Source organism: Neobacillus sp. SAB-20_R2A (assembly GCF_049568635.1).
Classification (GTDB): Bacteria; Bacillota; Bacilli; order Bacillales; family Cytobacillaceae; genus Neobacillus; species Neobacillus citreus.
This window is the reverse complement of the sequence record NZ_CP145895.1, coordinates 4,355,073-4,375,154: the sequence shown is the minus strand read 5'-3', so window position 1 is coordinate 4,375,154 and position 20,082 is coordinate 4,355,073. Positions and strand designations below refer to the sequence as shown.

The window sequence follows — 20,082 nt, the reverse complement described above, 5'->3', positions numbered from 1 at the left end:
CCTCCTAAAATAGTTACAAAATAATTAAGTCTTTTGTAGAATGTGTGAGCCTTTCGTTATGATCCTTCGTAATAAGCGTATCGTCTTCAATTCTAACGCCGCCCAGTCCAGGAATATAAATGCCCGGTTCACAAGTTACAACCATACCTGGTTCTAAGATAATGTCAGATTTTAATGAAAGAGCCGGTCCCTCGTGAACCTCAAGCCCAATCCCATGTCCGGTGGAATGTCCAAAGTACTCTCCGTACCCTTGCTCTGTTATGTAGTCCCGAGTTAAAGCATCCGCTTCTTTTCCTGTCATTCCAGGTCTGAAACCATCGATGCCGCGTAATTGAGCGTCGAGGACAATCTGATAAATTTCCTTCAGCTTGGCGTCAGGCTCGCCGACAGCAACAGTCCTTGTAATATCGGAAACATACCCTTTATAATAGGCACCAAAATCAAGGGTGACCATATCCCCTTTTTCAATGACCTTATCAGAGGCAACACCATGCGGAAGGGCCGAGCGATACCCTGAAGCGACGATGGTATCAAAGGAAGAAGATACTGCTCCGGCTTTTCTCATAAAGAATTCCAGCTCATTCGATACTTCCAGCTCCGTTTTTCCCGGCCGAAGGAAGTCTAAAATATGTTTAAATGCGGCATCAGCTATATCCGCTGCTTCCTTTAATATCTTAATCTCTGAATCGGTCTTTATCAAGCGTAACTTTTCGATTAATCCCGAAACAGGGACAAGTTCAGCTTCTACCTCTTTTTCATATACTTTAAAGGAGGAGTAAGTTAAATAGTCCTCTTCAAAACCTAATTTTTGAATCCCTATTTTTTTCGCCTGTTCAGCAACTTCTTTAGGAAGCGTATCTGAAAATTTAATGATTTCAAACCCTTCACATTGCTTTTGGGCTTGTTCAACATAACGAAAATCTGTAATAAATAGAGCTTTATCAGCACTGATTAAAACAATGCCTGCTGTACCTGTGAAATTTGATATGTAACGGCGGTTATAGGGGCTTGTAATAAGTATGCCATCGATTCCCTCTGCTGAAAAACTTGACCTTAATTTTTCTAATTTCTCCATCGTGTCCACTCTCCTTTTCCAATCCGTTAACGGACACAATTATTTTATCATAACCACACAAATACCACTAATAACAGTTTAAGTGGCTGGTTCGTTTTTTTGTACTTCTTGATTTTGATATTCATAGCTGATCGAGTAACCAACGAAAATCCCATACAGAATATAGAGACAAAGGGAAGACAGGATGGTATCTCTGCTTAAATCGAATATTGGTTTCATCCCAGGAAAAAGAGGATTCAGAACAACAAAAACAATTAAAAATAAAATGATTCCATATCCGAAGCCAATCCACATACCTTTCAGCTTTTTTAATAACGCATAATATAGGTAGGCTGCACCAACTGATAGGACGCCCATGATGAGAATGGACAAAATCGTTCCTTTCCAGCCATATTTCCAGTTCCCCAGCATCCATGGTTCAAGGATTATATTTGGACGAATTTCCGTTAGACTAAAGTAGCTTGCAAAAAAACCAATCGTTCCCCAAAAAACACCTCCAAATAAACCAGTCCAAAAGACCATTACCGGCAAGGACATCGGCTTAGGATATTTTCCCGCTTTTTTTTCAGAAGCCATTACAACAACCTCCATAACTTTTTGATACAAATTATTGATTCGTACCTTAATAAATACCAATTTTATTATGCCCCTGTAACAACAATCCTTGCATAAAAAAATTTTTTTCTAATTTAAATGGAAAATGTATGTCATTTCCTAGAGGTTTTTTCGTTTTTCTAGTAGAATACATTTAAGTACATACAGATTTATCATTTCTGCTATCGTGCTACTATTGCATAGGTTGGTGTTCTAGCTAATGTCTGATACACAAAAGAATGTTTATGGCGGTCAAGCCGTGGTTGAAGGAGTTATGTTCGGCGGTAAACATCATTATGTTACCGCAATAAGGAGAAAGGACCATTCGGTCGAATATTTCCATCTGCCACGTAAAACGAATCCTTATTTAACAAAAATTAAAAAAATTCCGTTTATTCGTGGAATCGTTGCTATAATAGAAGCAAGTGCCAATGGTTCTAAACATTTAAATTTTTCAACTGAAAGATTTGATTTAGACCCAAAGGAGGATGACACCTTAAAGGAAAAAGAAGTTTCTAAAATGACGATGTACCTGGGTGTGGCGGTAATCGGGGTTATTTCATTTTTATTTGGTAAATTTGCCTTCACGCTTATTCCTGTTTTCTTAGCGGAATTGACAAAGCCCATTTTTTCATCGGATTTTTCCCAGGTCATGATTGAAGGTTTCTTCAAGCTTATCCTTCTCCTTTCCTATATTTATTTTGTTTCCTTAACTCCGTTGATTAAAAGGGTGTTTCAATATCATGGTGCTGAGCATAAAGTAATAAATACCTACGAGTCCGGAGCTGAGCTGACAGTAGCTAACGTCCAGGCCCATTCAAGGCTTCATTACCGCTGTGGAAGTAGTTTTATCCTATTTACTGTCTTTGTCGGTGTTTTTGTATATTTGATGGTACCGACCTCGCCGTTGTGGTTGAGGATTGTTGACCGCCTTTTATTAATACCGGTAGTGTTGGGGATTTCCTTCGAAATTCTCCAATTTACAAATAAACTAAGAGACGTTCCTGTCTTAAAATATCTAGGTCTGCCAGGTCTTTGGCTTCAGCTTCTTACAACCAAGGAGCCAAATGATGAACAGGTGGAAGTAGCCATACTCTCCTTTAAGGAATTATTAAGAAGAGAAGAGGAAACAGACAGATTCGTCAAACAAGAAGAAATTGTCTAAATCGTTGTTAGGAAGTGTTTAAAAGGATAAAAAAATGCTTATGATGCTCTTAGGGAGGTGGCTTTCTTGAAAAATCGGACATCCGCATATATTGTGGGGGTACTAATTATCCTTGCTTTACTTGGGCTTTATGGTTCTTTTACGGCTGACCCGGCTGCATTTTTGCAAAAAATAGCTGTCTTCGTTTTAATTGGTTTGGTCATATATTTTGTTGTTCGCAAGTTTTCAAATTCGAGCCCTCAGAAAAAAGAGCAGCGGGCATTTCTTAAAGCAGCAAGAAGGTCTAAAAAACGCTTGCAGCATCGAAGTGGAGAGACAAATGCAAAAGGTTCCACTTTAGGTACATTGACGACATTAAAGAAAGGCAAGGTCAAAAAGAAATCTCCTGCCCATCTTACCGTCATTGATGGAAAAAAAGGAAAAAAGAAAAATCGGGCGTCTTTTTAAACGCTCGATTTTTCTTTTTTCTAACTGCTTTATTAATAACTCCATTTATTCAAAAATTTCTTCGCCCGTTCTCTGCCTAAGTTTACAAGCTCCTGTTTCTTTGCCTCGGTTAAATGAAATTCAATGGTCATTATCCCTTCTGTAGGGATAAATATAATATTTTCTGCATGTTTTTTGGAAATATATCTGGAATCGTGAGCATCCTTCATGGTTTCAAACAATGCCCCGAAAAGCTCAATCGCGTTGTTTATTTTATGCTTTTCATGTTCGTATTCACTTGGACTTAATTTGATGCCGAGGACAGGTCTTGTTTTTTTAATATTCTCCTGGTCAAAAAGCCACATTGGAAAATTGCTTAATACCCCTCCGTCCACTAAAACATTAGTCCCGTCCTTTGTCCGTAATCTTACAGGTTCAAAGAAATATGGGATGCTGCAGCTCATGCGGATGGCCTTGGCAATTGGAAAAGAGCCCGGTGAAATTCCGTATTTCGGTAAATCATCAGGAATAACAACCATTTGTCCGGTAGAAAGGTCTGAAGCGATAATTCTTAACGTTTGAGGCGGTAAATCGGAAAATGTTCTCAGTCCTTTGGCCTCTAATTTTATCCTAAGCCACTTTTCCAATTCGTTTCCTTTGTAGAGCCCTAATCTCCAATAAAGTAAAAGCCATTTGGCGAGTTTAAAAGGTATGATGGTTTTGCGGGTATCAAGCAGTTTAGTTAGATCCACTTCGTCAAGAAGCTGATAGATTTCTTTGCTTGTATAACCAGCGGAAATTAAAGCGGCTATTATGGAGCCAGCACTGGTTCCAGCGACTCTGACAAATTTAAAACCTCGTTCTTCAATTTCTTCACACGCCCCGATAAGCGCAAATCCCTTTATTCCTCCTCCGGAAAAAACTCCATCAATATTCATGGCAGCCACTCCCAATGATGTACTCATTGTTACATCTTTAAGCGGCTGTTTTACAAAATAGTACGGGAGACAAGATAAATATTTTAGTGGATAACCCCCTTTGGGCAGCTTGAAGGTTGTTCAAGAATTAGAAAAATTATGTCCACAAATTGGTCACCAGGCCCTTATTTTTCTTCATACCACCAACATATCGGTTTTTTATACTTTAGCTATCAAGAAGGTAAAGGAATTCGTTTAAAGGCTGGTGGCCGCTATGAATGTCAAACGGATCAGATTAAAGGTTTACGATATGACTTGTTCGTCCTGCGAAAAACGGGTAGAAAGAACCGTGAAAAAGCTAGAGGGGGTAAAAAATGTTCAAGCAAGTTTCAGTGGTCAATTTGCTGATATTGAATTTGACGAAGACCAATGTACTTTAAGCTTGCTGAAAGACGCAATCCGACAGGCCGGATACAGTACGGAGGGTTCAAAGGGTTATAAATTTATCGGCATATTTATCATTGTTGCTGCTATTGTCCTCCTTGGCATCAATACCGGCAGTTTTAATATGGAGGAAAAACTTAACTCAGCCTCGTATGCCGTTTTGTTTGTCGTTGGGTTAATAACCTCGCTCCACTGTGTAGGGATGTGCGGTGGCATCATGCTCTCCCAGACAATTGGTAAAGAAAAAAATAATAGATGGGATGCCGTAAAGCCATCGTTTCTTTATAACCTAGGTAGGGTGACTGCTTACACCAGCATTGGCGGAGTTATTGGAGCAATCGGGTCGGTGTTTGACCTTTCGTTGGCAGCCAAAGCCGGACTTCAGATATTTGCAGGGGCATTTATGATGATTATGGGCTTTAATATGGCCGGATTCCGCGTCTTTAGAAAGCTGCATTTTAAATTGCCTGCTATCACTTGTAAGACGGTGAAAATGCCAAGAACGCCCTTTCTGGTTGGGTTTCTTAATGGCTTAATGCCCTGCGGACCGTTGCAGACGATGCAAATCTATGCGCTTGGTACGGGTAGTGCCTTAACTGGGGCATTGTCCATGTTTATGTTTTCCATTGGTACGGTCCCGCTGATGCTAAGCTTTGGAGCTCTTTCGGGACTGTTAAGCAACGGGTATACAAAGAAAATCCTTAAATTCAGTGGAGTTCTCATTATTGTGCTCGGGCTGATTATGAGCAACAGGGGGCTGGCACTTGCCGGTGTGCAAACTGGTCCGCTGGACATCATGGCAAGCGTTGGCGGAACCAGCTCAAATTCGTCGGCGGATTCCACTGATGCGATTAAAGCAACCATCAAGGATGGCGTGCAGGTTCTAAATATGACGGCGGACGTATACGGCTACACCCCAAGAGTTTTATATGTAAAAAAAGGGATGCCCGTCAAGTGGGTCGTTGATGTCAAACAGCTTACCGGATGCAATAATACGATCGTGGTTCCTGATATGAATGTGCAGCAAAAGCTGCAAAACGGTAAAAACGTTATTGAATTTACACCGGGAACTGAAGATATCCCATTTAGCTGCTGGATGGGAATGAAGCGGGGCATGATCAAGGTGGTTGATAATCTTGGGGAAATTTCTGCTTCAAGCAGCAATGCGGACGGAATCGATGCCTCGACTAAGGCAACAGCCGAAAGCTCTTCCGAGACAAAGGCAAGCATATATGGAAATGATATTAGCAAGGTCCCAACTGAGCGTCTGGTAAAGAAGGCTGAGGTTACTAATAATCAACAATCTTTAGCTGTCAAAGGAATTGGCTACGAGTTTGAACCTTTAGTTATGGTGGTTAATAGAGGAATTAGGACGAAGCTGACAATCGATTTATCACAATTTGATCAAGCTGCCGGGAGCTTTTTAATCCTGAATATGAAAACAAAGCAAATTTCCGCTGAATTTACCGGTAAGGAGGCGATTGCCGAAGTTGATTTCACACTGGACCGCACTGGAACTTATGGAATTTATCTTAATGAGGAGGAATTACTAGGGATTATTGAAGCTGTTGATGATGTAACGGCTGTTGACTTAGAGGTAGTGAGAAAGCAGTTTCTTAAATAATATAGAGTATTTGATAGGAGAGAGAAATTATGAACATGACACATTATATGGGATTGCTTGCTGATAATCAGCCCTGGAATTTAATTATCTTTATGGCCATTCCAGTCATATGTGCGGAAACAATCGCTGTTACTGAACTGGGAATCTTATTTTCCCGTAAGCTCGATGGTTCCTTAAAGAAAATAAATAAGGCAGTCAGCATTTTTGCCGGGATTTATTTCACCGGAATATTTTTATATCTCTTAATGAATGCGTATATCCCGCTGACGGCTAACGGCGAATGGAAGGGATGGATTGACGTAACCGCCGTTACCTTCTATCTGCTGGGGGTTGTGCCGTTATTAGGCATGGCGCTTCTTGACCTGGGTATCGTCTTTAAAAATAAAAACGCTGTTGAAAAACTAAAAACACATGCCTTTTTTGTAGGGATGTTCTTAGTAGTTGCACATGTGGCAATGATATTTGGAATGGTTGACCCATCCATTGGTACAAGCACAGGCGGTCACATGATGAACATGTAGATTCCCATCGTCGGAAATTCCTTTTGGAGTCTCCGGCGATTTATATTTTTTTCATTGAATCTATTATTTGTACTTTATCAAGCTTAAAAACTTCACTAAATAGTAAGAATTAGCGTCTGATGGCTGTCTTTCTTTTTGTTAAAATAAATTTGTGATATCAAGCTGGAAGGGGTGACAACTTTTGAAAAGAATACCTTCGCTTTTTGCTCTTTGTTTTGCTATTGTCCTTATAGCAGCTGGGTGCGGATCCAATGTCAGTGATAAAAAATGGGCCCTTGATAAAAAGCACGAACCGCTGCCTGATTATGTGTTAAATTCATCTGATCAAATTAAAGAAACCTATATTATGGCAGCTACATACCCAAAGGTACTGGCGCAGGTCCCATGCTATTGTGGCTGTTTTGCGCAGGATGGCCATGAGAGTAACCTCGATTGCTTCGTTGACCAATTCGGGTCTGGTAATGTCGTAAAAGAATGGGATTCGATGGGAATATCGTGAGACGTCTGTATAGATATCGCCCGGGAGGCGGTAGAGATGCATCTTGACGGTAAAAGCCCTAAGAAGATTTATGACCTAATTACGACGAAGTACGAAGATTTTGGGGAACCGACTCCTACACCTGAACCAAAATAAGGAGCAGCCCATGAAGAAAATTTTAATCGGAATCTATATTTTAATTACAATTGGCATTGTCTTTTGCATTGCCAATAGCGGCATTTTCAGCAGTGAAAATTCCAAGGCCATTGCGGAAGGTGAAAAAGTGTATGCAAAAAACTGTCTTGCCTGTCATGGCGAAACAGGAAAAGGTGAAGGAGCTAAGGACGGGACAGCGATCAATAATCAACATTTTTTAAGTTCCGTTTCAGATCAAGACCTTTACAATTATGTGAAATATGGGCGTGAAGGGACAAGCATGCCCTCCTATGAAACTCGTTTGTCTGACAAGGATTTGAAGAATCTAGTTGCGTTTATGAGAGAATGGCAGACTGAAGAACTGGACTTAAAAGTATCGGCAACTGTATTAGGAGACCCTGAACGAGGCAAGGAACAATATAAGCTTTATTGCCTCTCCTGCCACGGGGAAAATGGAGCAGGAAAAATCAAAATGGGAACAGTCCTTTCCAGTCCCCAATACTTAAAATATACAAGTGACAAACAAATTTGGATTGGGACAGCTTATGGGCGAGAAGAAACCCGGATGGGACCATCATTGAAAGGCCTAGAAGGCGCCCGACAACTCACCGAACAGGATATTTCTGACATAACCGCCTATATCCGATCACTAGAACCGAAATGACATAAAAAACAGCCTTGAATCTTTTAAAGGATTTTGGGCTGTTTTTTTATTTTGTAAAAAATATCCCCTTTTTACAAATGTGAACAATTTATGGTTATTTTTTGACGGAAAGGTAACGATTTTTGCCGGTTAACAAAATGTTCAATAGTCCATCAACAATAGGCAACCGAGAAAGATTATATTTATTTCAAAGAGGACTATAGTGAAAAAGTCACGGTTTTAACGAGCTTTTTGATTCAAGGAGGATAACTATGCGGAAAAAGAAATGGATGGCATTATTCGTTATTTTAGCATTTATGACAAGCCTGATCGTACCAAAGGCAAGCGCAGAGACAGTATTTCAGCCGGAAAAGTTTCCATATAAGAGTATGCAGGTTCAAGTCATGCCGGAGTTTGACTATCCGGAGGATTGGCCGTCGAGGGAGATTCCTTCCTTGCTGGTCGGAATGTACGGAACAATTACCAATAAAAGCGGGCAAGATTATGATGGGAAAATAGAAATTCCTGTTCCTGCAAAGGATAAAGGGTTTGAGGCCTTCCTAGTAGCCGAATTTCCAGAAAAAGATAAGCCGGAGGTTCAGCGGCCGTATGATGTTGACAAAGACAAGGGAGTGGTTGTCTGGAAACCGGGTAAGACCATTAAAAATAACGAAACCTATCAATTCGTAATTGAATACTATACGCAGTCTATTGATGTGAAAGACCAAAAAAGTTTTACATACGAATTTACAAACAGAGCTGAAACAGAACAGCTTGATGTTGTGTTTTACGCGCCGATGAATGCCAAGGATATTCAAGCTGAGCCAAAGGCGCAGGAGAATTCAAAAAATGAATATGGAGAAGAACTCTATTTTTATCAATATAAAAATGTAAAAGCCGGTGAAAATTTAAAATATTCCTTTTCTTACAAGAAACCGGGAACAGAATCAACGATGGAAGCGATGAGCAAGGTTCAACCACCAAATGATGAAAACCATTCCGGCGTGAAAGGCAGCGCGACAGATCAAGTTTTAGATGGCAATGGTACTAAGGACACTGAAAAACAGCCTATTATCGGCATCGGCGGAGCGTCTATTATCGGAATCGCCCTGATTATTGCCGGAGCATTCGTCTACCTAGGAATGAAGGCAAATGTTCAAAGTGCGGCCAAAAAACAGAAACAAACAAAACCCCAAGTTATGAAACAAGCTTCGAGCAAAAAGGAAAATAAGACAATGAATGTTGAAGCTAAAAAGGATCTTAGGAAAAAGCTGTTAACAGGCAAGATTGATCAAGAAACGTACGATGAGGAAATGAAAAAATTAATTTAATGAGGTGAGAAGAATGAAGAAAAATACGTTAGTTCTCCTCGGGGGATTTATCATTGCCGGTGCAATTATTTTTCTCTTAATGGCTGCCACTCCAGGTTCGAGCGGAATTGAATTAACCTTAAAAGATCTCTTGGCCACCCAAGATGAGCACAAAGATGATTTTGTAACCGTTGAAGGACTTTTAATCGAAGACTCTATTAAATGGAATCCTGACAAAATAGAGTTGAAATTTGATGTGAAAGACAACGAAGGACATATCATGCATGTCATTCATAATGGGCCAAAGCCAGACAATTTCTCTGAAGGGGTAATCACCATTCTCCAAGGCTCGCCGACCAAAAAAGATACTTTCGCTGCTGAAACAGTGAAAACGAGATGCCCTTCCAAATATGAAGGAAAAGACATGAAGAACTACGATCCGGAAACCCATAAGGACAAGCTGAATCAGCCACCGAAAGAAAAATAACAGGCAAACATAAGAAGGTGACGAAATGTATCTATTTGCTAATGCGGCCATTTATATTGGATTTGCGGTTGCAATCTATTCACTGTTAGTTATAACACTGGGAATCAGCACGAAAAATCAAAAGCTGATAAATAGTGGAAAAGGCGGAACTGTTGCATTGCTAGTTTGTACGTCAATGGCTATGCTGTCGATGTTCTACCTATTAGCTACTTCCCAATTCCAATTTGAATACGTAAAAGACTATACAAGCAGCGAACTACCGATTATTTATAAACTGACTGCCCTGTGGGCAGGTAATGCCGGCTCCTTGTTACTTTGGACATTCTTCTTAACTTTATACACCGTCATGATTGTGTTTTCAAGGAAGATGAAAGGGAACCCAATGGTTCCATACATTTCAGCGATCCTGATGGCCAATGCGGTTTTCTTTTTCTTTATCTTGGGATTTGTTGCAAAGCCATTTGTGTTACTTGATGAGATCCCGCTTGAAGGAAAAGGATTAAACCCAATGCTGCAAAATCCAGGGATGATTATCCACCCTGTCACACTTTACCTTGGTTATGTAGGTCTTGCCATCCCATTTGCATTTGCAATGGCGGCCTTAATCATGAAAAACGTCGATGATTTCTGGATTAAAATGACAAGACGCTGGACCATTATCGCGTGGTTATTCTTGAGTCTCGGAAATATCTTTGGCGGCCAATGGGCCTATGTAGAGTTAGGCTGGGGCGGCTACTGGGCCTGGGATCCGGTTGAGAATGCTTCGTTTATGCCGTGGTTGACAGCTACTGCCTTCCTGCATTCTGTGATGATTCAAGAGCGGAAGAACATGCTGAAGATCTGGAATATCTGCCTAATTATCGTTTCCTATGCCCTGACACTATTCGGCACATTCCTAGTTCGAAGCGGAGTATTGACATCAGTGCATGCCTTTGCGAATTCCAATTTGGGATTATACTTCTTAATCTTTATGGCTATTGCCGTAATTGGTGCATTGTATGTGCTAATGAGCCGCTATAATCTGCTAAAACGCAGTGCGGGAGAATTTCAATCCTTTGTCTCAAAGGAAAGCAGCTTTTTAGTTAATAACTTACTTCTTGTTGGTGCAGCCTTTGCTGTTTTTTGGGGAACGATTTTCCCGCTCGTTTCAGAAGCAGTTCGCGGCACAAAGGTAACGGTCGGCTTGCCATTCTTCAACAAAGTAGAAGCGCCGATTCTATTGTCCATGATGTTTGTGATGGCAGTTTGTTCGCTCTTGGCTTGGCAGCGTTCAAGCGTGAAAAATCTTAGGAAGAACTTTTTGATTCCTGCCATTCTTGCTGTTATCGCTATGGTTTTAATGGTGGTGCTGGGTATTCAGAAAGCGTGGGCCGTCATTGGCTACGGAGTTATTACTCTATTATTTATCACTCACTTCTTAGAGTTTTATAGAGGGGTTCAGGCAAGAAGAAAAATGACGAAGGAAAAACCGTTTACTGCCCTTTACCGCCTGATGATTCGAAACCGTCGCCGTTACGGGGGATATATTGTCCACCTTGGAATTGCCTTTATCACCATGGGGATTATTGGTTCACAAAACTATGATGTTGAAACAATGAAAACTGTACCATTAGGCGGTTCGCTTGAGATTAATAATTACCGTCTAAATTACGAGCGGCTTGATCAAAAACGGGAAGGAATAAACGATATTGTTTACGCTGATGTAACGGTATTTAAAAATGGAAAAAGATTAGGCACTTTCCAGCCCGAAAAAGTTTTCTATGGGAACTGGGAGCAGCCTTCTTCTGAAGTGGCGATTATCTCCTCAATGAAGGAAGACTTATATATTGTTTTAAGTGCCTGGGAGGATGATGGGAAAGCCACATTTGTGGTAAAGGTTAATCCGATGATGAACTGGTTATGGATGGGATCATTTATGATTGTCATTGGTGCACTTTTCGCCGTTTGGAACGGAAAATATGGAAATGTTACTCCGAGATACACCGGGGTACGCAAAGAGGTGGCATAGCATGAGAAATAAAATTTATCTGGGGCTCCTCCTTATTGCGTTTATCTTCCAAGGTTCAATCTTTCATGCCGAAGCAAAAGAATTTGACTATAAATCACCAGAATTTAAAGCCGTTGCACAGCAGTTTGCCTGCACATGCGGGTGCGGACAGGACCATTATGAATGCGATCCTAATACTTGCCAATTAACAAAGGATTTTAAATCTGACCTGGTCGATATGATGAATAAGGGCTGGGATAAGGACAAGATTCGGGACTATTACGTGAATATTTATGGCGAAGAAATTTTAACAGCGCCTGAGAAAAACGGATTTAGCTTGACTGCCTGGGTACTGCCGTTTGTGGCATTAGGTACCGCTGGTGGTGGATTGTTCTTTGCTATTCGTAAATGGGTCAAACGAAAAGGGACGGAAGAACCAGTGATGGAAAATCAGACGGCTGAGGAAGAAGTGGAAGGCGAAATTCTCTCTTCCATAATTGATGAAGAACGTAAAAAGTATCTATAGGATGTGAACAAAATGCACGATATCTCCATCATTTCAATGATTTTTTCCGCTGCCTTGGCGTTAACTTGCTTGTTTCTAATTTTGTCACCGTTATTTAAGTGGGATACGTACTTACATCTCGGTTCGAAAAATCAAGACTTAGCCTCAACAAAGGAAGCCCTATTGACTACGTTAAACGAAATAGAGTTTGAGTACAAAATGGATAAGATTTCCCCTGCTGATTATAAAAATTTAAAAAGACAATATGAAATAGAAATAGCGAGCATTATGAAGGAAGAAGAAATAATCAGCGGCACCACAGATAAAGATTTAATGGCAGAAGTGGAAAAAGAAATTGAAGAACAAATGAAAAGTTACAAAAGCAAAAGGAGGGATGAAAAGTGATTCGTAAAATCACCGTTATCCTCCTGGGCCTGATGCTGTTTATTCCTGTAAAGGGTTTGGCAGCATCCGACGCCAATATTTTAATTGATATGCATTACCTCGTTGTCAGTCCGGCCGAAGACGGTTCAACAAATCTGATGAATATGGTCGATTACACCAATAAATCGGCAGAAGAGTATAAAGGCGATGACCAGAATGAAGCGGTACTAACTGTAACGCTGCCAGAAGGGGCCAAGGATTTAAATTTTCTAGATAACAAAATTGCGTTTAAACAGGTGGATAAAGGATTTATTACAACTACGTCGATTCCAGGCAACCAAACCATGGTGCTGCCATATAGCTATCGGATGCCAAAGGATAAAGAAATCAATCTTACGGTGGACTACCCGGTTCAGATGCTCCAAATTCTCGTACCAGAGGGCAGGGGAAGCATTGAGATAAAAGGGGCACAATCAACCAATCAGGGTCTGTTTAAATTTGATGATCAAAATTATTGGGGATACAGTATTGAAAATTTAAAAGCAGGTCAGTCCTTTAAGCTGGAGTATAACAAGGATATCCAGCCCAAAGCTGATAGTACCTCGCAAACACAGGAAACTGGGGGAACCGCTAAAAATACGTCCGTTACCCACACTGCACCGGCTTTCCATAATCCGGGCCACCTCAGGATGTGGGCGCAATCACCATTGCATCGTTTTAATCCGCATATTTTTCTGATTATTTTAGGGGCAATCGTGATCGCAGGATTATCCTATTATGCCTACTTTAGAAGAAAAGCGAGATTTGAAAGTGAGCGACTTGGTGCTGATAAGGAGGAAAAAGCCTTTAAGCTGTTAATGTCAAAGCAGAAAGCGATCATGGATAAGATTATTGAATTGGAAGAAACCTTCGGTGATGGAAAGCTGACTGAAGAGGAATATCATGCCAAGCTTGAAGCTTACAAACAGCACTTGGTTCAGGTGAAATTAAATTTACGCAATTTTGTAGAATAGCAGCTGGAGTGGGAGGGATGCGCAAATGATAGAAATTAAAAAACTGACGAAGCAGGCTGACAACAAGCTGATCTTACGTGGTGTTGACCTCTCTATCCATAAAGGGGAAACTGTCGGGATTCTTGGTCCAAACGGGGCAGGAAAGAGCACGCTACTAAAGGTGCTGGCCTCATTAATTAAACCAACATCAGGAATGATCAAGATCAATGGTTTGGACTTGAAGAAAGATTCGCTTGAAATAAAAAAAATATTAGGCTATCTGCCTCATTCCAGCTTGCTTTACGACCATTACTCCCCATTAGAAAACCTCGTCTTCTTCGGGAATATATATGGGGTTAAAAATGTAGAACAAAAAGCGGCCGAGCTTGTTAAAGAAGTGGGCTTATCCTTCTTTTTAAATGAACCGGTCAAAAATTTCTCGCGCGGCATGATCCAACGAATTGCCATTGCCAGAGCGATTATTCATGAACCTGAAGTATTGTTGCTGGATGAGCCGCATACCGGTCTGGACCAGGGCGCTATTGCCATTTTAAACAATGTGATTCTCTCCATGAAAGAGAAAGGAACGACAACCTTAATGGTCACCCATGATTTCAAGCAGGCAGCCGAAATCTGCGACCGCATTGTTATTGTCAAAAACGGCAAAATTGTCGATGACTTCAGAATTGAAAATTCAAGCTTGGGATATGTTTCACAAAAATATGAGCTGCAGGTGGAGGGTGTATCATGAATCTATTTCGCACAGCCTTCTTGCTTGCCCAAAAAGATTTATATTCAGAGTTAAAAACAAAACAAATTTTGGTCACGCAAATTATCTTTGCCGGACTCGTCATCGTTGTATTCAGTTTTGCCTTTGATCCGGCCAATAACACGACAAAGGCTGTAATCCCCGGGATTATTTGGGTTATTATTGTGTTTTCCGGTATTTTGGGTCTTAACCGGTCGTTCATTTCGGAGCAGCGGAACGATACGATGCAGGGGCTGCTTGTTTCACCGATGGAGGCCGCCAGTATTTACTTAGGCAAGTTCTTGGCAAACTTTGCGATGATATTAGTTGTTGAAATTGTTTCTGTTCCGTTTTTATTCTTATTATTTGATTTTAAATTTCTTGGCAGTTTTCCGTATTTTCTATTGGTGATTTTTTTAGGAAGCTTTGGCTTTATTGCCATCGGGACTTTTTTGGCAGCTCTTGCGGCGAATTCCAAAAGCAGTGAAATGCTGCTGCCGCTGTTGTTATTTCCAATTACCACCCCTATTTTAATCGGTGTGGTTCAGGCAACTAAAATCATTTTAACGAACATGGATCAGTTTTCGAGCGCTTTGGCGTGGATTCAGCTGGTTACAGCGTATGATGTGATTTTCTTTGTTGTTTGTTTCTTATTAATTGATTATGTGCTGGAGGTTTAAGTGATGAGTATGAATCTCGAACGGGAAAAAGCGGTCCTGCCCCCTTCGCAATTGACAGACACGAAAAGTGTTAACCTAGGAAAAGTATTGTTTGGCGCAACCATCATATCGATGTTTACGGCACTATATTTTATCTTTATTTTTGCAGATGAAGAAAAAACCATGAGGGCTGCGCAAAAAATTTTCTATTACCATGTAAGCTCAGCGTGGCTTGCCTTCTTGGCGTTTTTTGTAACATTCGTTTTCAGCATTTTATTTTTAATAAAGCGGAAAAGAATTTATGATACGTATGCCTATGTTTCCGCAGAAATTGGTGTTGTTTTCACGATTATCGTTCTGACAACAGGTCCAATCTGGGCAAGATCCGCTTGGAATACCTGGTGGGTATGGGAACCGCGCCTTATTACAACGCTCATTCTATTCTTTATTTACATTGCCTATATCATGATTCGGCAAATGGATGGGGTTTGGGATAAGAAAGCAAGACTCGCCGCAGTCTTCGGAATTATTGGCTTTGCCGACGTACCGATTGTCTTCTTTGCAATCCGCTGGTGGCAGACAAAGTTCCACCCAATTGTTTTTGGTGATGGACCTTCTCAAAAAGGCGGCGGAATTGAGGATACAATGCTTGTCTCCTTGCTAGTCACGATTACAGCTTTTACTATTCTTTATTCCTATCTACTTCATAAGGGTGTTTCTTTTGAAAAAATGAAAATAACAATAGAACAATATAAGGAAAGATTAAGAGAGTCATTAGATAAATAGGAGGAACCAATCATGAATTATGAATATATGTTAGGTGCTTATTCTGTTGCTTGGGTTGTGATTTTTGCGTATATGCTCATTATTGGAAAACGGCATGACAAGCTGAAAAAGGAAATTGAGTTTTTAAAGCAGTTAGATAAATAGGAAGGAATAAGGCTGGGAGACAGCCCGTCAGGAGGAAGTGCGAATGAACCAGCGGGTTATTAAACCACTTGTGTTGATTCTTATTATCGCGATGTTCGGATTTTTTGGTTATAGCCTTGTCACAAAAGGCAAACATACCGATGTTGGCGATAAAGCCTTTAATTTTGAACTGCCTAATTATGATGGCGGAACGACAAAGCTTTCAGAGTATAAGGGTAAAGTCGTAATTTTAAACTACTTTGCAAGCTGGTGCAAGCCTTGTAAGGATGAGTTCCCGGAATTAGCAGCCTTTCAAAAGGATTATGGCGGCAAATATCCATTGCTTATGATAAACCGTGGCGAAACCATTGAACGAATTAAAAAGGTAACAAATGACAATAAAGAAGGAATGGTTTATTTATTCGACTATAATGCCAAAGTTTCCAAGCAATATAACGTAACTGGCCAGCCTGAGACTTTTGTCATTGATAAGCAAGGAATTATAAGAGAACACTACAATGGTCCGGTTACCGAAATGCAAATGTATAACTGGATCAAGAAATACGATAAATGATGCACGGGGACGGTTCTTCTGCTTTTGAGCAGAAGAACTGTCCCCGTTTTTCGTTTCTATTAAATAGATGTAAAAAAATAGAGTGAAAGCAATTTTTAGAAGATTTGTCAGTCATAATGTGTCCAAGCAGGCATACATTTTAATTAATGAGAAGGGTAAATCAAGGAGGAAGCTTTCGTGGAAACCTTACTTAATTTTTTACCAAGAAAAATCGCCGACCTGATCAATCAAATCCCTCCTGTCCAAAAAAAGGAAATCGAAGAAATTCGGATTCGTATTAATCGGCCCATCGAATTAACGATGAGGGGAGCGCCAACCTTTCTATCGTATATTATTCAGCCTGAAGATGCCGTTCAGTTAATGAATAAAATTAGCCATTTTTCCATTTATACCTTGGAAGAGGAGCTTAAGCGCGGATATATCACTGTTTCAGGCGGCCATCGAATCGGTCTAGCCGGAAAAGTCATTCTGGAGAATGAAAGAGTAAAGGCGATAAGGGATATATCTTCGTTTAACATTCGAATTGCGAAAGAAAAGCTCGGCAGTGCCGAACCTATTATTCCCTACATCTGCAATGGAAACTGGATGAACACGATGATTATCGGGCCGCCGCAAACAGGAAAAACAACACTGCTGCGGGATGTTGCAAGGATTATCTCAACAGGTTACCGGAACATTGCTGCTTCCAAAGTAGGCATTGTCGATGAGCGGAGTGAAATAGCGGGATGTGTAAATGGAATCCCGCAATTAACCTTCGGGTACCGTGTGGATGTTCTTGATGCCTGCCCTAAAGCGGAGGGAATGATGATGATGATCCGCTCGATGAGCCCGGAAGTTCTGGTCGTAGATGAAATTGGCCGTAAAGAAGATGCCGAAGCAATCCAGGAAGCCGTTCATGCCGGCATCAAGCTGTTTATGACGACACATGGGACGAGCCTGGAAGAAATCAGCAAAAGGCCTTCGTTAAAGGAAATACTCAGCCAAGGAATCTTTGAACGGTTAATAATCCTTAGCCGTAAGGCTGGTCCGGGGACGATCACGGAAATTTTGGATGGAAGCGGACAAAAATTGAACCAAAAAGCGAGCGTGACATAGATGGTTAAGCTGATTGGTGCCATTTTTATTGTTGTTGCCACTACCTTCACAGGCTTTGAGGCCGCAAGAAACCTTAGCGAGCGGCCGAAGCAGCTGCGAGCTTTGAAATTTGCCCTGCAATCCCTTGAGGCTGAAATCATGTATGGGCATACGCCTCTTCATGAAGCCGCAAGACGGCTGGCAGCCCAGATGGCTAAGCCTCTATCCACTTTTTTTGAGAGCTTTGCAGGGAAGTTGACCAATTCAGAGACAACTGTAAAAGAGGCTTGGGAATCGAGCCTAAAGGAAATATGGAAATCGACTGCATTAAAACAGGGCGAATATGAAATTATGAGGCAATTTGGCGAAACCCTTGGCCGACATGACCGCTTTTCCCAGCAGAAACACATCATGCTTACCCTTTCCCATCTGGAAAGAGAAGAAGCAGAGGCTGTCCAAGCACAAGCGAAGTACGAAAAAATGGTCAAGAGTCTTGGATTCTTATCAGGATTATTGTTGATAATTTTATTATTTTAGGGGGAAAAGCAATGGGTTTAGAAGTGGATATTATTTTCAAAATAGCAGGTGTCGGCATTGTGGTCGCCTTTTTGCATACAGTTCTTGATCAAGTTGGGAAAAAGGAATATGCGCAATGGGTAACCTTGTTTGGCTTTATTTATATTTTATTTCAAGTGGCATCCATCGTAGATGATCTGTTCCAAAAAATAAAATCGGTCTTTTTGTTCCAATAGAAAGGGGGGCTTTGCCATTGAAATTATTAAAATAGTTGGAATTGCCCTCGTCGCTACCTTTCTTGCCTTAATTATTAAGGAACAAAAACCGAACATTGCCTTCCTATTAATTGTCTTTGTTGGCTGCTCGATATTCCTTTTTCTGGTGGACAAGATCTACGAAATCATTCATATGCTCGAAAGACTGGCCATAAATGCAAAGGTGAATCTCGTTTATGTTGAGACGATTCTTAAAATAATCGGGATTGCCTATATCGCCGAATTTGCCGTTCAGATTACAAAGGATGCTGGCCAGGGGGCCGTCGCCTCAAAAATCGAATTAGCAGGAAAAGTCATTATACTCGCCATGGCTATACCAATTCTTACTGTATTAATCGAAACCATAATCAAACTAATTCCGAATTAATCGTTTTCGGGAAGAGGTGTTAGTAAAAGATGAAGCAGTGGCTGCAGATTATTCCAATTATCATTCTCTTAGTCTTTTTTTGCTATAGTCCAAGTGTCCAAGCTGCACAGGGGTCAGAGCCCACTCAAGCCAATACCAGCCCTCTTTCGCCGCAGGAGCTGGTGGATTCACAGCTAGAAAGCTTGGATTTAACAGAGCTTAAACAGTTTTGGGAAGATATTAGCAATAAATACGGCGGTTTTCTTCCGGAGAGTCAGAAGGGAAGCTTGTATGACTTTATCAAAGGCGAGAAAGAGTTTTCGTTTAAGCAGTGGGGTATGGGATTTCTAAAATTCCTTTTCCATGAGTTCCTGGCCAACGGCAAATTGCTCGGTTCATTAATCATGCTATCGATATTCAGTATGTTTCTGCAAACGATGCAAAATGCCTTTGAAAAAAGCAATATCAGCAAAGTGGCCTATGCGATTGTTTATATGGTGCTCGTGATTATCGCTTTAAATAGTTTTCATATCGCCATTTCCTATACAAACGAAGCGATTGGAACAATGATCTCCTTCGTTCTGGCCTTGATTCCTTTGCTGCTCGCTTTGATGGCTGCATCGGGCGGACTGGTGTCGGCAGCGTTTTTTCACCCCGTTATCTTGTTCTTGATGAATATGAGTGGATTATTAATGCAATACGTAATCCTGCCGCTTTTGTTCCTGGCAGCTTTACTAAGCATTGTCAGCACGATGTCTGATCAATATAAGGTCACTCAATTGGCCGCGCTGTTAAGAAACTGGAGCATCGGTTTAATGGGACTGTTTTTAACCGTATTTCTAGGGGTAATTTCCGTCCAAGGAGCATCTACAGCGGTAACAGACGGAATTACGATACGGACTGCTAAATTTATTACCGGAAATTTCATCCCGGTTATTGGCAGGATGTTTACCGATGCGACTGATACGGTTGTCAGTGCCTCAGTGCTTTTAAAAAATTCAGTCGGGATTGCCGGAGTGGCCATTTTGCTGATTATAGTTGCCTTCCCTGCATTTAAAATTTTGATGATTTCATTTATCTATAAATTTGCTGCCGCCATCCTTCAGCCGTTAGGCGGAGGGCCCATTATCACTTGCCTTGATATTATCAGCAAAAGTGTCATCTATGTTTTCGCCGCATTAGGGATTGTCTCATTGATGTTTTTTCTAAGTATAACAGTCATAATCGCAGCCGGAAATTTGACGATGATGATGCGATAGGGAGTGGGTGAGCA

25 protein-coding genes are annotated in these 20,082 nt (G+C 40.9%); 22 read left to right on the top strand and 3 right to left on the bottom strand.

Annotation, left to right across the window (positions count from 1 at the left end; all coding sequences use genetic code 11):
- Positions 1–13: 13 nt before the first annotated feature.
- Positions 14–1,075, bottom strand: coding sequence for a M24 family metallopeptidase (locus tag V5M37_RS21435; protein ID WP_213144876.1), 1,062 nt, complete (start codon positions 1,073–1,075; stop codon positions 14–16).
- Positions 1,076–1,153: 78 nt separating this feature from the next.
- Complete coding sequence (locus V5M37_RS21430; RefSeq protein ID WP_423799068.1) at positions 1,154–1,651, bottom strand: YqhR family membrane protein; 498 nt, start codon at positions 1,649–1,651, stop codon at positions 1,154–1,156.
- 238 nt (positions 1,652–1,889) lie between these two features.
- Here V5M37_RS21430 and V5M37_RS21425 point away from each other — a divergent pair, with 238 nt between their 5' ends.
- Both V5M37_RS21425 and V5M37_RS21420 read left to right on the top strand, forming a co-directional pair.
- On the top strand, positions 1,890–2,834 hold the full coding sequence (locus V5M37_RS21425) for a DUF1385 domain-containing protein (protein ID WP_213144878.1): 945 nt from the start codon (positions 1,890–1,892) through the stop codon (positions 2,832–2,834).
- A 57-nt stretch (positions 2,835–2,891) separates the two neighbouring features.
- Positions 2,892–3,281 (top strand): SA1362 family protein, encoded by a 390-nt coding sequence (locus tag V5M37_RS21420; protein ID WP_423799067.1) that lies wholly within the window; start codon positions 2,892–2,894, stop codon positions 3,279–3,281.
- 32 nt (positions 3,282–3,313) lie between these two features.
- Here the strand turns inward: V5M37_RS21420 and V5M37_RS21415 are convergent, their stop codons facing one another.
- Positions 3,314–4,198 carry a patatin-like phospholipase family protein gene (locus tag V5M37_RS21415; protein ID WP_423799066.1) on the bottom strand — a complete coding sequence of 295 codons (885 nt, stop codon included), beginning with the start codon at positions 4,196–4,198 and terminating at the stop codon, positions 3,314–3,316.
- 253 nt (positions 4,199–4,451) lie between these two features.
- Here V5M37_RS21415 and V5M37_RS21410 point away from each other — a divergent pair, with 253 nt between their 5' ends.
- The 20 genes from V5M37_RS21410 (at position 4,452) to spoIIIAE (ending at position 20,068) form a co-directional block, all read left to right on the top strand.
- The gene (locus V5M37_RS21410; protein ID WP_423799065.1) at positions 4,452–6,245 is read left to right on the top strand and encodes a sulfite exporter TauE/SafE family protein; all 1,794 of its coding nucleotides are present in this window, start codon (positions 4,452–4,454) and stop codon (positions 6,243–6,245) included.
- A gap of 29 nt (positions 6,246–6,274) precedes the next feature.
- The gene (locus V5M37_RS21405) at positions 6,275–6,766 is read left to right on the top strand and encodes a DUF6803 family protein (RefSeq protein WP_423799064.1); all 492 of its coding nucleotides are present in this window, start codon (positions 6,275–6,277) and stop codon (positions 6,764–6,766) included.
- 181 nt (positions 6,767–6,947) lie between these two features.
- Positions 6,948–7,400: a PCYCGC motif-containing (lipo)protein gene (locus V5M37_RS21400; RefSeq protein WP_423799063.1), complete on the top strand. Its 453-nt coding sequence runs from the start codon at positions 6,948–6,950 to the stop codon at positions 7,398–7,400.
- A 10-nt stretch (positions 7,401–7,410) separates the two neighbouring features.
- A complete protein-coding gene (locus V5M37_RS21395; RefSeq protein WP_423799062.1) occupies positions 7,411–8,064 on the top strand; it encodes a c-type cytochrome in 654 nt (217 codons plus the stop codon).
- Between the two features lie 251 nt (positions 8,065–8,315).
- Complete coding sequence (locus V5M37_RS21390) at positions 8,316–9,374, top strand: hypothetical protein (protein WP_423799061.1); 1,059 nt, start codon at positions 8,316–8,318, stop codon at positions 9,372–9,374.
- Between the two features lie 13 nt (positions 9,375–9,387).
- Positions 9,388–9,840: a cytochrome c maturation protein CcmE gene (locus V5M37_RS21385; RefSeq protein ID WP_423799060.1), complete on the top strand. Its 453-nt coding sequence runs from the start codon at positions 9,388–9,390 to the stop codon at positions 9,838–9,840.
- A gap of 25 nt (positions 9,841–9,865) precedes the next feature.
- Positions 9,866–11,848 carry a heme lyase CcmF/NrfE family subunit gene (locus V5M37_RS21380; protein WP_423799059.1) on the top strand — a complete coding sequence of 661 codons (1,983 nt, stop codon included), beginning with the start codon at positions 9,866–9,868 and terminating at the stop codon, positions 11,846–11,848.
- A 1-nt stretch (position 11,849) separates the two neighbouring features.
- Positions 11,850–12,353 carry a cytochrome c-type biogenesis protein gene (locus V5M37_RS21375; RefSeq protein ID WP_423799058.1) on the top strand — a complete coding sequence of 168 codons (504 nt, stop codon included), beginning with the start codon at positions 11,850–11,852 and terminating at the stop codon, positions 12,351–12,353.
- A 12-nt stretch (positions 12,354–12,365) separates the two neighbouring features.
- Entirely contained in the window at positions 12,366–12,737 is a 372-nt protein-coding gene (locus V5M37_RS21370) for a hypothetical protein (RefSeq protein WP_213144888.1), read from the top strand.
- Positions 12,734–13,729, top strand: a complete 996-nt coding sequence (locus V5M37_RS21365) for a hypothetical protein (protein ID WP_423799057.1) — start codon at positions 12,734–12,736, stop codon at positions 13,727–13,729. The genes V5M37_RS21370 and V5M37_RS21365 overlap by 4 nt, the downstream gene beginning before the upstream one ends.
- Before the next feature lie 25 nt (positions 13,730–13,754).
- Positions 13,755–14,459 carry an ABC transporter ATP-binding protein gene (locus V5M37_RS21360; RefSeq protein WP_213120223.1) on the top strand — a complete coding sequence of 235 codons (705 nt, stop codon included), beginning with the start codon at positions 13,755–13,757 and terminating at the stop codon, positions 14,457–14,459.
- Positions 14,456–15,136, top strand: a complete 681-nt coding sequence (locus V5M37_RS21355) for a heme exporter protein CcmB (RefSeq protein WP_423799056.1) — start codon at positions 14,456–14,458, stop codon at positions 15,134–15,136. The genes V5M37_RS21360 and V5M37_RS21355 overlap by 4 nt, the downstream gene beginning before the upstream one ends.
- 3 nt (positions 15,137–15,139) lie before the next feature.
- A complete protein-coding gene (locus V5M37_RS21350) occupies positions 15,140–15,901 on the top strand; it encodes a cytochrome c biogenesis protein (protein WP_423799055.1) in 762 nt (253 codons plus the stop codon).
- Between the two features lie 12 nt (positions 15,902–15,913).
- Positions 15,914–16,045: a CcmD family protein gene (locus tag V5M37_RS21345; protein WP_213144893.1), complete on the top strand. Its 132-nt coding sequence runs from the start codon at positions 15,914–15,916 to the stop codon at positions 16,043–16,045.
- Positions 16,046–16,088: 43 nt separating this feature from the next.
- Positions 16,089–16,598 carry a TlpA family protein disulfide reductase gene (locus V5M37_RS21340; protein ID WP_423799054.1) on the top strand — a complete coding sequence of 170 codons (510 nt, stop codon included), beginning with the start codon at positions 16,089–16,091 and terminating at the stop codon, positions 16,596–16,598.
- A gap of 177 nt (positions 16,599–16,775) precedes the next feature.
- Positions 16,776–17,693: a stage III sporulation protein AA gene (gene spoIIIAA / locus V5M37_RS21335; protein ID WP_423799053.1), complete on the top strand. Its 918-nt coding sequence runs from the start codon at positions 16,776–16,778 to the stop codon at positions 17,691–17,693.
- The gene (spoIIIAB, locus tag V5M37_RS21330; protein WP_213144896.1) at positions 17,694–18,209 is read left to right on the top strand and encodes a stage III sporulation protein SpoIIIAB; all 516 of its coding nucleotides are present in this window, start codon (positions 17,694–17,696) and stop codon (positions 18,207–18,209) included.
- Between the two features lie 11 nt (positions 18,210–18,220).
- Positions 18,221–18,424: a stage III sporulation protein AC gene (gene spoIIIAC, locus V5M37_RS21325; protein WP_007084610.1), complete on the top strand. Its 204-nt coding sequence runs from the start codon at positions 18,221–18,223 to the stop codon at positions 18,422–18,424.
- Between the two features lie 25 nt (positions 18,425–18,449).
- Complete coding sequence (gene spoIIIAD / locus V5M37_RS21320) at positions 18,450–18,830, top strand: stage III sporulation protein AD (protein WP_241113860.1); 381 nt, start codon at positions 18,450–18,452, stop codon at positions 18,828–18,830.
- Between the two features lie 29 nt (positions 18,831–18,859).
- Entirely contained in the window at positions 18,860–20,068 is a 1,209-nt protein-coding gene (gene spoIIIAE, locus V5M37_RS21315) for a stage III sporulation protein AE (protein WP_213144897.1), read from the top strand.
- Positions 20,069–20,082 lie beyond the last annotated feature (14 nt).

Coding starts and splice junctions, on each gene's coding strand:
- V5M37_RS21435 (WP_213144876.1), bottom strand. CDS start 1,075: ATGGAGAAATTAGAAAAATTAAGGTCAAGTTTTTCAGCAGAGGGAATC.
- V5M37_RS21430 (WP_423799068.1), bottom strand. CDS start 1,651: ATGGCTTCTGAAAAAAAAGCGGGAAAATATCCTAAGCCGATGTCCTTG.
- V5M37_RS21425 (WP_213144878.1), top strand. CDS start 1,890: ATGTCTGATACACAAAAGAATGTTTATGGCGGTCAAGCCGTGGTTGAA.
- V5M37_RS21415 (WP_423799066.1), bottom strand. CDS start 4,198: ATGAATATTGATGGAGTTTTTTCCGGAGGAGGAATAAAGGGATTTGCG.
- V5M37_RS21410 (WP_423799065.1), top strand. CDS start 4,452: ATGAATGTCAAACGGATCAGATTAAAGGTTTACGATATGACTTGTTCG.
- V5M37_RS21405 (WP_423799064.1), top strand. CDS start 6,275: ATGAACATGACACATTATATGGGATTGCTTGCTGATAATCAGCCCTGG.
- V5M37_RS21395 (WP_423799062.1), top strand. CDS start 7,411: ATGAAGAAAATTTTAATCGGAATCTATATTTTAATTACAATTGGCATT.
- V5M37_RS21390 (WP_423799061.1), top strand. CDS start 8,316: ATGCGGAAAAAGAAATGGATGGCATTATTCGTTATTTTAGCATTTATG.
- V5M37_RS21385 (WP_423799060.1), top strand. CDS start 9,388: ATGAAGAAAAATACGTTAGTTCTCCTCGGGGGATTTATCATTGCCGGT.
- V5M37_RS21380 (WP_423799059.1), top strand. CDS start 9,866: ATGTATCTATTTGCTAATGCGGCCATTTATATTGGATTTGCGGTTGCA.
- V5M37_RS21375 (WP_423799058.1), top strand. CDS start 11,850: ATGAGAAATAAAATTTATCTGGGGCTCCTCCTTATTGCGTTTATCTTC.
- V5M37_RS21370 (WP_213144888.1), top strand. CDS start 12,366: ATGCACGATATCTCCATCATTTCAATGATTTTTTCCGCTGCCTTGGCG.
- V5M37_RS21360 (WP_213120223.1), top strand. CDS start 13,755: ATGATAGAAATTAAAAAACTGACGAAGCAGGCTGACAACAAGCTGATC.
- V5M37_RS21355 (WP_423799056.1), top strand. CDS start 14,456: ATGAATCTATTTCGCACAGCCTTCTTGCTTGCCCAAAAAGATTTATAT.
- V5M37_RS21350 (WP_423799055.1), top strand. CDS start 15,140: ATGAGTATGAATCTCGAACGGGAAAAAGCGGTCCTGCCCCCTTCGCAA.
- V5M37_RS21345 (WP_213144893.1), top strand. CDS start 15,914: ATGAATTATGAATATATGTTAGGTGCTTATTCTGTTGCTTGGGTTGTG.
- V5M37_RS21340 (WP_423799054.1), top strand. CDS start 16,089: ATGAACCAGCGGGTTATTAAACCACTTGTGTTGATTCTTATTATCGCG.
- spoIIIAB (WP_213144896.1), top strand. CDS start 17,694: ATGGTTAAGCTGATTGGTGCCATTTTTATTGTTGTTGCCACTACCTTC.
- spoIIIAC (WP_007084610.1), top strand. CDS start 18,221: ATGGGTTTAGAAGTGGATATTATTTTCAAAATAGCAGGTGTCGGCATT.
- spoIIIAE (WP_213144897.1), top strand. CDS start 18,860: ATGAAGCAGTGGCTGCAGATTATTCCAATTATCATTCTCTTAGTCTTT.